The sequence below is a fragment of the Burkholderia sp. IT-111MI5 genome, from assembly GCF_949752865.1.
Classification (GTDB): Bacteria; Pseudomonadota; Gammaproteobacteria; order Burkholderiales; family Burkholderiaceae; genus Burkholderia; species Burkholderia pyrrocinia_C.
In genome coordinates this window covers 1,156,789-1,169,755 of sequence record NZ_CATKIF010000011.1, presented here as the reverse complement: position 1 = coordinate 1,169,755, position 12,967 = coordinate 1,156,789, and the positions used below count along the sequence as shown (strand labels likewise).

Sequence of the window (12,967 nt, the reverse complement as noted above, 5' to 3'; positions counted from 1 at the left end):
AGAACCTCATGAATCGCCTGTCGAACGGTCGCGAGATCGCGATGCAATCGAACCTGTCGGCGCGCATCCGTAAGCTCGGCGTCGCGCTCGTCGCAGCGGCGCTGTGCGGCGCCGTGGCACCGCATGCGTACGCACTGAACAAGGCGGCGAAGAAGCCTGCCGACGCGCCCACCGCGATCCCCGCCGACGCGGTGGCGAGCGTGAACGGCGTGCCGATCGCGCAAGCGCAGATCGACGAAGCCGTACGCCTGTCGAAGGCACCCGATACGCCCGCGCTGCGCGCGGCGCTGAAGAACCAGCTGATTGCGCGCGAGCTGTTTCGCCAGGCGGCGCTCAAGCTGCACTACGACACGAAGCCGCAGGTCGTTGCCGCGGTCGAGCAGGCGAAGGCGCTTGCGATGACGCAGGCGTACCTGCGCGATCAGGTCAAGCCGGCGCCGGTCGCGGACGCGGACGTCAAGGCACGCTACGACGCGGTTGTCGCGACGCTCGGCGAGAACGAATACAAGCCGAGCGTGATCGCGGTCAACGACGCGGACACCGCAAAGCAGATCATCGCGCGGCTCAAGAAGGGCGAGGACTTCGGCGGGCTCGCCCGGCAGTTCAGCAAGGGGCCGGCGGCAGCACAAGGCGGTGCGCTGAACTGGATCTCGTTCAAGACGCCGATCGAAGCGGGCCACACGCAGAACTGGCCGCAGCCGCTCGCCGAAGCGCTCGTGAAACTGCCGCAGGGCGGCCTGACGCGTGAACCCGTGCAGATCGGCGACGCGTACTGGATCGTGCGCGCCGACGACAAGCGGTCGACGCAGGTGCCGACGTTCGATCAGGCGAAGGACACGCTGCGACAGCAACTCGAGCAGGTCGCGATGGAGAAGGCGACCGCGCAGGTGGTTGCGGATCTGATCCGCAACGCGCGGATTCAGCAGTAGGCAGCAAGTAGCAGGTAGCAGCGTCGGGCAACGGCCCGGCGAACACGCATGCGATGCCGGGCGGGGAAATCCCGGCATCGCGCGGCGCCACGGTCGGCCGGCCGATGGCGTACGGCGCAGGGCCATAAAACGAAGCGAACAATAGAAGATGAACACGTCCAAGCGTAAGACCTTGCAGCAGCTTGCCGCCGCCGGTGCGGCGCGAATCGGTGCGCGTGCGCGGTCGGCGGCATGTGCGCCGCGTTTCCTCGCGGTTGCACTGGTCGCGGGTTCGTACCGCTGGTGGCAGCGCGCGACCAGCGCGCTCGTTGCGCTGACGATGTTCATCGGCCCGATCACGGTCACCGTCGAGCAGTGCCGCGATGCGGCCGGCGTGCTCGGCGCGGGCAATCGCCGTGTCGACGACGACGCATGGCAGCGGCTGCTCGATCTCGCGTCGCTGCGCGTGCGATTCTCGATGCAGCTTGCGGCTGCCGCGCCGATTACCGATCCGACGGCGCCGATTTCGTTTCAGCCCGCCATCACACAGTCGACCGGCGTCGGCGGCGGCGTGCCGGTCGTCAATATCACCGCGCCGAACGCGGCCGGCATTTCGCTGAACCAGTATCAGCAATTCAATATCGATCCGGTCGGGCTGATTCTGAACAACAGCCTGATGTCGGGCACGTCGTTGACGGGCGGCAACGTGCAGGCCAACCCGAACCTGAACGGCCGCACGGCGAGCGTGATCGTCAACCAGGTCACGTCGACGGGCAATGCGTACGCGAGCTTGCTGAACGGCCCGCTCGAAGTGTTCGGCGCACCCGCGGCCGTCGTGATCGCGAACCCGAACGGGATCACGACGCGCGGCACGGGCTTCACCAACACGATCGGCGTCACGCTGTCGACCGGCGCACCGCAGTTCCTGAGCGGCGTCGGCGGCGCCGCGACCGACTTCGCCAACGCGAAGGCGATCGGCTACAACGTGACCGGCGGCCATCTGCAGATCGAGGGCAATGCCGGTGTCAACGGGCCCGGCGCGGGGATCGAGGGGACCGTCGGCACCATTGATCTGATCGGCGAGACGATCGGCATCAATGCCCCGCTCTACGCGGGCACGCGCATCAACGCGATCGCTGGACGACAGTTTGTGACGCCGTCCGTCGTGGACGCGTACGGCACCACGTACGGCACAGCGTCGAACGGCTCCGACAATTCCGCCGCGGCGATCAATGCCGCGAACGGCGGCGCCAACCGGTCGCTCGCGATCGACGCGACCGCATTCGGTGCGATGACGGCTGGCCAGATCCAGGTGATCAGCACCGCGGCAGGGATGGGCGTGCGTGCCGACGCGCAGCTTGCCGCGAATGCGGGCGACTTGCTGCTGTCGGCGAACGGCGACGTATCGGTTGCCGGTTCGGCCGCGCAGCGGCAGGCGACGGTCCACAGCGCCGGCAACGTGTCGATGACCGGCGCGCACATCGGGGTTGGCGGCTACGCGATCGATGCGAACGGCGACGTGACGTCGACCGGCACGATCCAGTCGGGCGGCAAGCTTGCCGTTTCGGCTGGCGGCAACGTGAACGTCGCGAATGCGCAATCGAACGGCGACATGACGATCGCGGGCGGTGCGAGCGTGGTGCTCGGCGACGTACAGGGCGGCGGTACGTTGTCGGTTGCCGCGCGCGGCACGAACGGCACGGGCGACGTGAACCTGAACGGCACGTCGGTTGTGTCCGGCGCAACGACGGTGCAGGCGGCCCGCGACGTCAACGTGAACGGGCAGACGAACAGCGACACGCTGCTGGTTACCGCGCAACGCGATGCGACGGTCAACGCGGCGCTGCAGACCTCCGGCGCGCTGGCGTTGACCGCCGCGCAGGGCAATGTCGCAACCCATGCGGCGGTGAAGAGCGGCGGCAATCTGGCGCTGACGTCCGGACAGGACACCCTCGTCGCATCGCAGGCGACCACGCAGAACGCGGTAAGCGTGCAGGTGGGGCGCGACCTTAGCGTGAGCGGTTCGCTCGCGAGCGGCACGACGTTCGCGGCTGATGTCGCGCGCGATGCGGCGGTTGGCGGCTCGCTGATGGTCGGGACCGACGCGCGTGTCGACGCGGGACGCAACGTCGACGCATCGGGTATCGTGATCGTCCAGCGCAACGGGACACTGAGCGCACGCAACGACATCACCGGAAGCGGTTCGATCGCGTTCGGCCAGAACGGCGCGTTGAATGCCGCGCATGACGTCGCGCTGACCGGCAAGCTGCTCGCCAATGGCCTGCAAGTCGGTGCCGGCAACAGCGCGAGCCTTTCGGCGGTCCAGGCGGGCGGCGCATTCGGCGTGACGGCAAACGGCAGCGCCGGTGGCGGCGACGTCGCGTTCAACGGCAACGCGGCGGCGCTCGGCGCGGCCGACGTGCACGCGGCGCGCGATGTCGTCGTGAACGGCACGCTCGCCGGCGGCGCGCAGGTCGCGCTTGCCGCGCAGCGCAACGTGATCGTCGCCGGCAGCGGCACCGTGCAGGCCGTCGGCGATCTCGCGATGACGGCGGCGAGCGGCAGCGTCACGTCGCTCGGCACGTTGAACGGCGCGGGTGCACTGACGGCGCAGGGCGCGCAGGATGTCGCGCTGACCGGCGCGACGACCGTGACGGGCGACGTGACCGCAACGGCTGGCCGGGATCTCACGATCGGCGGCGCGTTGGCCGGGCAGGGCGTCGCGACCCTCACGGCCGCGCGTGACATCGTCGCCGGCGGCAACAGCGGCTTCGCGCAGGACACGACGTTGAGCGCAGGTCGCGACATCGACGTGACGGGTGCGTTTCAGGGGCACGCCGTCTCGATGACGGCGGCCGGTTCGATCGCGTTGAACGACGTGCAGGCCAACGCGGGGCTGCGGCTCGCGACGCGCAGCGGTGACGTCTCGATCGGCGGCAATGTGAATTCGCTGACGAACGGGACGATCGATGCAGCGCGCGACGTGACCGTCAACGGCACGCTGCGGACGGCGAGCGGCCTGGCCATAAGCGGCGGTCGCAATACGTCGATCGGCGGGACGGTCCAGTCGAACGGCGACGTCGCGCTGACGAATGCTGCCGGTTCGCTGACGAGCACCGGCAATATCCAGTCGGGCGGCAACCTGTCGGTGAGCGCCGCGCAGTCCGTGGATCTGGGTACGCAATCGACGTCGTCGCTCGGCAACCTGACCGTGGACGCGGGCCGCGACCTGACGATGAACGGGTCCGTCGTGGCGCAGGGCAACGGCACGCTGAACGCCGGCGGCGCAATAGGCGGTGCGGCCGCCGTTGCGTTCGGGCTCGCAGCGAACGTCAATTCTGGCCGCGATACGAATCTCACCGGCTCGCTGCGCGGCGGCAACGTGCAGACGACAGCTGGCGGATCGGCCACGCTGCACGACGTGCAAGCCGCATCGGCGCTTACGCTCGGCGCCGCGACCGACCTGAGCGTGACTGGTGCGGTGACCGGTGGCGCAGACGTTGCGCTGGCTGCGGCGCGCAATATCAACATCAGCGGTTCGTTGCAATCGGCCGGCGACACGTCGTTGCGGGCGAGCAGCGGGAGCATCGGATCGACTGGCACGATCGCGAGCAATGGCGCGTTCGCCGCGCAGGCCGGCAGCGACATCAACCTCGACGGCAGCATGACCGTGTCGCGCGACACGACGCTCGCGGCCGGACGCGATGTCAACGTAAACGGCACGCTGGCCGGACAGGGGCAAGGCATCGTCAACGCGGCGCGCGATATCGTCGGCGCAGGCACGTTGACGTTCGCGCAGCAGGCGACGCTCGAAGCCGGGCGCGACGTCGCGCAGCAGGGGCTGATCCAGGGGCAGTCGGTCAGCGTGACGGCGGCGGGCAATGCGGCCGTGAACAACGTCGAGTCGACAGGCACGATCGCGCTGCATGCGAACGGCACGAACACCGCAACCGGCGCAGGCGATCTGCGCATCAACGGTTCGGTCGCCGCTGCGGGCGCGATCGCGGCGCTTGCGCAGAACGATGTTGCGATCGGCGGCAAGGTCGCGAGTGGTTCGACGGTCGGCGTTACCGCGCAGCGGGACATCGCGGTGAGCGGCGCGATCGAGTCGGTCGGCGACACGGCGCTCGCTGCACGGCAAGGCAGCCTGAACGCAACCGGCGGCATCAACAGCGGCGGCAAGCTCGATATCGCGACCGGCCTCGACCTGTCGCTCGGCGCGAGCACCAGCGCGATCGGCGATGCGATGCTGACGGCCGGCCGCGATGCCACGCTGAACGGCACGATGGTCGGACAGGCGAACGGCACGGTGACGGCCGGCCGCGACATCAACGGCGGCGGCAAGCAGGCGTTTGCCGCGACGGCGAACTATGCGGCGCAGCATGACGTCGCGCTGACCGGGGGCATGCAGGCGGCTGCGATCACGGTGAGCGGCGGGAACAACGCGTCGCTGCACGATGCGGCGTCAGCGACCACGCTGACGCTGACCGCGAACGGCAATGCCGGCGATGGCGATGCGGGCATCACGGGCGCGGCATCGGCGCAGGGCGCGGCGAGCATGACGGGCGCGCGCGACGTCTCGGTAAGCGGCACGCTCGGCAGCGGCGATGCGCTGGCATTGACTGCGCAACGCAACGTGTCGGTCAGTGGCGGCGTGGAGTCGAAGGGTGATCTGAACACGACCGCGACGAACGGCAGCGTACTGCTGACCGGCTCCACGACGACCGCGGGCGCGTTCAACAGCATGTCCGGGCTCGATACGCAGCTCGGCGGTCAGATCGCAGTGGCGAAGCAGACCCGTGTGCAGGCCGGCCGCGATATCGCGTTGACCGGGGCGCTCGCGGGACAGCTTGACGGCGCACTGAGCGCGGGGCGCGACATCGGCGGTGCGGGTTCGGCGGCATTCGCACAGGCGGCGACGCTCGACGCGGCGCACGACGTGGCGCTGACCGGCGCGCTGCAAGGCTCGACCGTCAACGTAACAGGCGGGAACCATGCGGGGCTCGGCACGGTTCAGGCCGTCAGCGGCAATCTCGACGTAACGGCCAAGGGTGGTGCGGGCGGCGGCGATGTGACGATCGGCGGGGCGGCAACCGCGTTCGGCGCGATGCATCTGCAAGCCGCGCGGGATGTATCCGCTGCGGGCGCAATCAACACCGGCGGTACGACGACGATCGACGCGGCGCGCGCTGTCGCGCTTTCGGCCGTCAATTCGGCGGGCGATCTCGGTGTAACTGCGTCGGGTGGCGATGCGAGCGCGGCGAGCCTGACGACGCAGGGCAACCTGAACGTCGGTGCTGCACAGGACATTGCGGTCGCCGGACAGACCGTTGCGGGCGGCAATGCATGGCTGAACGCGGGCCGCGACATGACGCTTGCAGGCGGCATCGGCGCGCAGCAAGGCGGCACGTTGACGGCGGGCGGCTCGGTGAGTGCCGGCTCGATCGCGTTCGCGCAACAGGCGACCGTCAACGCGGGCGGCAGTATCGCGGTCGCGGGCAACGTGGCGACCAACGGCGATCTTGCGATGGCGGCCGGCAACGATCTGTCGGCCGGCTCGGTGCAGGCAGGCGGCGCGATCGGTTTGCAGGCGCAGGGCCGAAACGGTGCCGGCGACGTGATGGTGAACGGCGCGGTGGCATCGGGCAAGGCGACGACGATCACCGCCGCGCGCGATGCGGGCATCGGTGGTGCGTCGAGCGGCGGCGCGTTGAACGCGACTGCAGGGCGCGACCTCGGTGCCGCGGGCGCGATCAATTCGAGCGGCGATGCGACGCTGACCGCGACGACGGGCAATCTCGGCGTCGGCGGGGCGGTCGTGTCGACCGGGAATTTCCGGGCAAATGCCGGCGGTGGACTGGCGCTGCTTTCCGGCGGGCTCGTGAACGGCGACACGGCACTGACGTCGGGTGGTGCGATGACGCTCGGCGGCGCGCTGTTCGGCCTCGGGGCCGCGAGCATTAACGCGGGCGGTGCGATTGGCGGCGGCGCAGCACTGACGTACGGCAAGGACATCGCCGTTAATGCCGGCGGAGGCGTCGCGCTCGGCGCGATTCAGGGGGCTGGGAAGTTTACGACAGTGTCCGGCGGCGACATGTCGATCGGTACGACGACTGCGGTCGGCGATGTATCGGCAAAGTCGAATGCCGGCAGCGTGACGTTCGGTGGGCTGTTGCAATCGGGCGGCAATGTCACCGTTCAGGCCGCGAACAATGCGTCGTTCGCGGGCGGCATGGCATCGATGGGGACGGTCAACGTCAACGGCGTCAACGGCAACGTGGCGGTCGCAGGCGTGTCGTCGAACGGTGACACGACGCTGCATGCGGGGCAGGCCGTCACGTTGACCGGCAACAGCGTTGTCGCGGGGCAACTGGGCGTGTCGGGCGGCAACGTCACGCTGAGCGGTTCGGTGACCGGGTCGAAGAACGTGACCGTTTCCGCGCAAGGGACGGTCGATGCCGGCAATGCTTCGCTCATCGCGTCGCAGAATCTGCAGGTGAACGGCGCGAACGTGACGCTCGGCAATGCGACGGTCGGCGGATCGCTCAGCGCGCAGGCGTCGAATCAGCTCACGCTGGCGGGCGGGAAAGCGGTGAACGTCGTCGGCAACGCGACGCTAGCTTCCCAGAACGGGCTGTATAACGCTGCGAACGTGCTGGCCGGATCGCTCGATGTGTCTGCACCGAACCTCACGAATGCAGCCGGTGCGTCGCTCGCGTCGATCGGCACGACGACGATCAATGCATCGAGCTTCGCGAACGCCGGGCTGGTGAACGGAACGACGACCAACGTCACCGTCGGGGGCGCGCTGACGAACGTCGGCGGCTCGCTGATGGCCGTGAATACGCTCAACATCAATACCGGTACGCTGAACAACCAGAACGGGATCGTCTTTGCCGGCAACCCGCAGGCCGCGACCGGTGCGACAGGCGACATGTCGCTGACGATTAATGGCGGGAACGGTGCGTTCTACAACGCGGGCGGACAGTTGCTCGCGCAACGGAACATGGGGATCAGCGCGGTCAACATGGCGTTCGATCCGTCACAGGGGACGATCAGCCAGGGCGGCAACCTGTCCATCACGGCGGGGTACGTGAATGTCGGCGGCACGTGGCATTACGGTGGGCAGAGCGTTTCGCTGACGGGGCTGAACGGGATCACGAACGACGGCACGATGACCGGAACGGCGCCGCTGACGCTGACGGCCGGCGGCAGTTTCGAGAATCACGGTCAGGTTACCGGGTCGGACGTGACGTTCAACGGCACGCTGAATAACGCGGCCGGGGCGGTGATGCATGCGGACGATGTATTGACGTTGAACGGCAACACGACGAACCGGGGGACGATCGAGGCGGGCAATGTTCTCAACGTTAATGGCGGCAACTATGACAACCAGGGTGCGACCACTCAGTCGCGAGGCGATGCGAATTTCAATCTGACGAATACGTTGCAGAACACCGGCGGCTCCATCTTCGCTGGAAATAATGTCTCGATCAACGCGGGCAGCGTAATCAACGATCGCACGCCTTCCAGCGGCGTGACGGATTCGGGTCCCGTCCGGGTCGCCGATTCGGCGTTCCTCTGGTCGACGGTCATCGGCCATAAGCAGACAGCGACGGGAAATGAGTATGGGCCCGGGGTTCAGCTATACACATCGACGGATGGGACGCTGGGCGACATGCTGTCGGCGACAGGGAATGCAGCGATGTCCGGACCGATCGCGGGAGTAGGAGGGGCCTTCACGATCATCGGTCAAGCGTTCGGTGCCTACTCCAGTGGTGACGGGACGAACAACGAAAACCCGACGTCATGGGTGCTCGATGTTAACAATCGGGCAGGATCTTGGCCACTGGCATCATCGGCTACGTTTGTACTTCCAACTGTTTACCAGGAGACCACGACCGTCAAACTTGGTCAGGCGGGCGTCATTTCGGCGGGACGTGATGTCTCGATACGTGCGGACCTGCTTTCGAACAGAAGCGGACAGGTCTCCGCCGGGGGTAATCTTTCGCTCAATGTCGGTTCGTTGCAGAACGGTGCAGTCGATACGACGGTGACCTCGACGGTTCGCGAGTGGGTCGACCAGGGTGAGCTCGGCGGGTTTCTTTCCCGACTCAAGGCTACGCTTGCAAATGCTCCCGCTGGCCAGGACGGTATGGTCAATTACGCGCCGTGGTTCAACGGTACGCTGGATGCAGTTAATGGCGGCTCGACGATGTTCCCATACAGTTCCGTCGGACCTATTGCGCCGACGATTCGTTTTGACATCGATCCGAACGCCTCACACTCCACTACTTCGACGCTGAGTTATGCGGGCGCCCTTGGTTTGCTCGCAGCCGGTAACGACATGGTGGTTAGCGCACCGGGGGCGTTGACCAATGCAGGCGTCATGTACGCCGGGCATGACGTTGTCTTGGCAACTGGCACCCAGTTGGTGAATCAAGGCGGCAACCAGCAAAACTACTCAAGCCAGGTCGGCTGCGCATCCGGCGTGCCGAACTCGGCCTGCGGCAACGCAGGCCAACCGCGCGGCAACAACCCGACCACGACGACGTTCGGCTACAGCCAGAACGACGCGACGATCTATGCGGGCCACGATCTCGTGATCGCGGCCGGCCAGATCAACAATACGTACGGCAACCTGCTCGCGGGTCACGACATCGTCATCGGCGGCGTCGGCACGACCGCGAGCTCGACCACGCCCGCACAGAGCCTGAACAACACGTCCGGCAATATCGTCGCGGGCAACGACATCAAGCTGAACGTATCGGGCGCGATCACCAACAACCTGCCGCCGCCCGTTCCGGTACACGAGAACTACGGCAAGCAGGAGCAGTACTCCGGCTGCATGACTGCCGGCGGCTACAAGGAAAGCTACTGCGAGGGCTATGTCGACCAGCAGTCGGGCAGCTCGTCGGTAATCAGCGCGGGCAACAACCTGCAGATCAACGCGGGCAGCCTGACGAACATCGGCAGCCTGATCGCGGCCGGCAACAACGCGACGATCGCCGTCGCAGGCCCGGTGGTCAACGAGGCGCAGGTGCTGAACGCCTACTGGCACTCGCACTGGGTGCAGGAAACCGGCATGTTCAGCAGCGACAAGCGCCACGACATCTGGGCGTGCGGCACGCCGGAGCAGTGCAAGGCGCTGTACGGCAGCGCATACACGAGCACCGGCGGCACGATCGATCCGCCGACGCCGGTCGGCAACATCGCGGCGACCATCCAGGCGCCGAACCTGTCGATCTCGTCGAACGGACAGATCCAGAACGTCGGCAACGTGATCGGCACGTACGTGTCGCTGACGGGCCAGAAGCTGATCAACGGGATCACGACGGCGAACACCTACACGCCGCGCGTAAATGCGCCGTCGCAAGTCATTTCGCTGAGCCCGGTGGACCTGCCGGGGCTGAACCTGTCGGTGCCGCGTGCGATCGGCACGGGTACGCTGCCGACGCCGGTCGCGGGCAAGGCGTCGTACGTCGACGCGTCGCTTGGTGGATCCGCGCTTGGTTCACTCGGGCCGCAAGACCTGCTGGAAAATCTGCCGCCGAGCCTTCAGCCGTCGTCGTCGCTGTTCTATTACAACCCGCAGGAAGAGGACCTGCTGTTGCAGCAGGCGGCGCTGAAGCAGACCGGAAAGTCGAGTTTCGTTGACGGCCTGACATACGACAGCACGAGAAACTTGTCGGTGACGGCGCAGGAAAAGATGTACCTGTACCAGAACGCGATCGACTACTCGAAGGCACATGACCTGCAACTCGGCGCTGCGCTGACGCAGGAACAGATTAATGCGCTTGACCGGCCGATGCTGTGGTACGTCGAGCAGACGGTGCCGGATCCGACGTGTCATGCGACGGGGACGGCATCGTGCCCGACGATCACCGCACTGATGCCGCAGGTGTATCTGCCGCAGGATACGCAGGCGATGTCGGCGGGCGGCAATATCTCCGGACATGACGTCACGCTGAAGTTCAATCAGGACGGCAACGGTAGCATCCTCAATACGGGAAGCATCACGGCGTCGGGGACGCTGAGCGTCGATACGCACACGCTCACCAATCAGGCGAATCAGGTCAACGTCGGCGAGATCTGGCAGAAGGTCGATGGCGGCTATCTGAACACGACCGGCACGGTGGTGCAGCCGGGCGGGTTCATGAGTGCGGCGAACATGGATCTGAATGTTCAGGCGCTGAATCAGATCGGTGGGGCGCTGCAGAAGCTCGCAGCCGACGGAACGATCGATCAGGCCGGGACCCAGCAAGCGCTTGCAGCGCTTCAACACCAACTCGGCGGCAATTTCACGCAGACGGCCCTGAGCGACAACCTTCATCAGGATTTCGTGAAGGAAGGCGGCTCGTTCGGGATGACGCAGATCTTCTCGATGGTCGTCGCCGTCGCTGCGGCGATCATGATGCAGCCGGAAATTTCGGCTGCGATCGCGTCGATGTCGGGGGCAGCCGACGCGGCCGCCACAGCGGCATTTATGGCGGCCCAGCAGGGACTGACGGGCGCGGCCATCACCGCGGCGGCAAGTGCCGCAGGCGGTTCGCTGGCGGTTGGCGGCTTGGCCAACACGATGATTGCAGTCGGGTTGAGCTCGTTTGCGTCCAGCGCGCTGGGGCAGGTCGTCGCTACGGGGCAGGTCGATTTCGGCGCGAGCCTGAAGAACGGTCTGATCGGAGCGGTGACTGCCGGGCTGACGAACGGGATCACATTCGATAGCAATAGCAGTTCGTTCGACTTCAACGTGAATGCGTCATTCGAAGGCAGCGCTCCGAGCCTTTCGGCGTGGGCCGGTGTGCAGAATACGGGCAATGCACTGGTGCCTCAGGCGGGGGCTGCATCGGGGTCGTTGCCGGCCGCAATGCTCGCGTTATCTGCAGATGCGGCGATTCAGGCCGGCACGCAGACGCTGATCGGCGGGGGAAGCTTCCTCGACAGTCTGCGGGACAGCTTCGTCAGGGATGCTGCGGCTGCTGCTGCGTATGCGATCGGGAATGCGAAAGAGGCACGAATATTTGGCGACGGGATGTCGGGAGAGCTGGCTTATGTGGCGTCGCATGCGGCGCTTGGATGCGTTTCGGGTGCCGCTGCCGGGCAGGGGTGTGAGGGCGGGGCGATTGGTGGCGCGGTAAGTGCGGCGTTCTCGCCGGACGTGTTGAAGATGATCGATCCGACTGGCGCCCCCCTCGATCCGGGGCAGCAGGCGGCAATGGCAGTGTTTGCGACGTTGACGGTCGGCGGTTTGGCCGGCCTCGCCGGCCAAAATGCGATCGCTGGCGCGATAGCGGCGCAAAACGAGGTAATGAACAACACAGACCCGCATGCAGCTGATGCTGCGCAATCGGGTGGCCTCGTGACAAGCGCGAAGAATGCTTTCATGAATTGGGCCAACAACACCTACGGTGATCCGATTGGCTCGATTCGGAACTGGATCAGCCAGTTTGGCGGCCAAATGAAGTCTGACGCGCAGGGGAAGGTAACCCAGTCTCCTGCGGCTCTGGTTGCCCAAGGCGTCGCGAACGGGGTGAATGCAGTCATGGGTGCCGGAGGCGGACTGCCACCGGGTGCCGGTTACGATCCGGTCCTTGCCGGTGCCGGACGGGTAACGTCGGTGGGAACCGGTGGTGCACCAAGCAACGCGATTCTGTCGAGCAATGGGAACGGCGACGAGACTCATACTCAGTCGCTAGGCGATCACAACGACGTGAATGTTGAAATTGCTCCCGGAAAGTTCGACTATCTGTTCGGTGGGGTTGACAGTGGAGTCCACAATTCCGCCAGATCGAATCAGTTGGCGCTAGAAATGAAGCGCCTCGGAGTACCTGATACGGTAGCGGGGCGAGAAATGATTTCAGAACACCTGGCAGACGTTGTGAATACTAACGGTAACGTTTCGCGAACATTCTCGAATCAATACGGAACCTTTGAGGTTAGGGACTCCGTATTTATCGGGCCGTCTGGTCAAGCCGCAAAGCTTGAAAGTACTTTTCAAGTACTTGCCAATGGTGCGCGACGTTTGAGCACTGTCATTCCGTTCAAAACGGGGAAGTAGA

The 12,967-nt window shown here is 66.0% G+C and carries 2 protein-coding genes; both read left to right on the top strand.

The window, feature by feature from the left end; genetic code table 11:
- Nucleotides 1–8: 8 nt before the first annotated feature.
- The gene (locus tag ACM6JT_RS13495) at nt 9–929 is read left to right on the top strand and encodes a peptidyl-prolyl cis-trans isomerase (protein WP_414856637.1); all 921 of its coding nucleotides are present in this window, start codon (nt 9–11) and stop codon (nt 927–929) included.
- 148 nt (nt 930–1,077) lie between these two features.
- Complete coding sequence (locus tag ACM6JT_RS13490; protein ID WP_414856636.1) at nt 1,078–12,966, top strand: filamentous hemagglutinin N-terminal domain-containing protein; 11,889 nt, start codon at nt 1,078–1,080, stop codon at nt 12,964–12,966.
- The last annotated feature ends 1 nt before the right edge of the window (nt 12,967 follow it).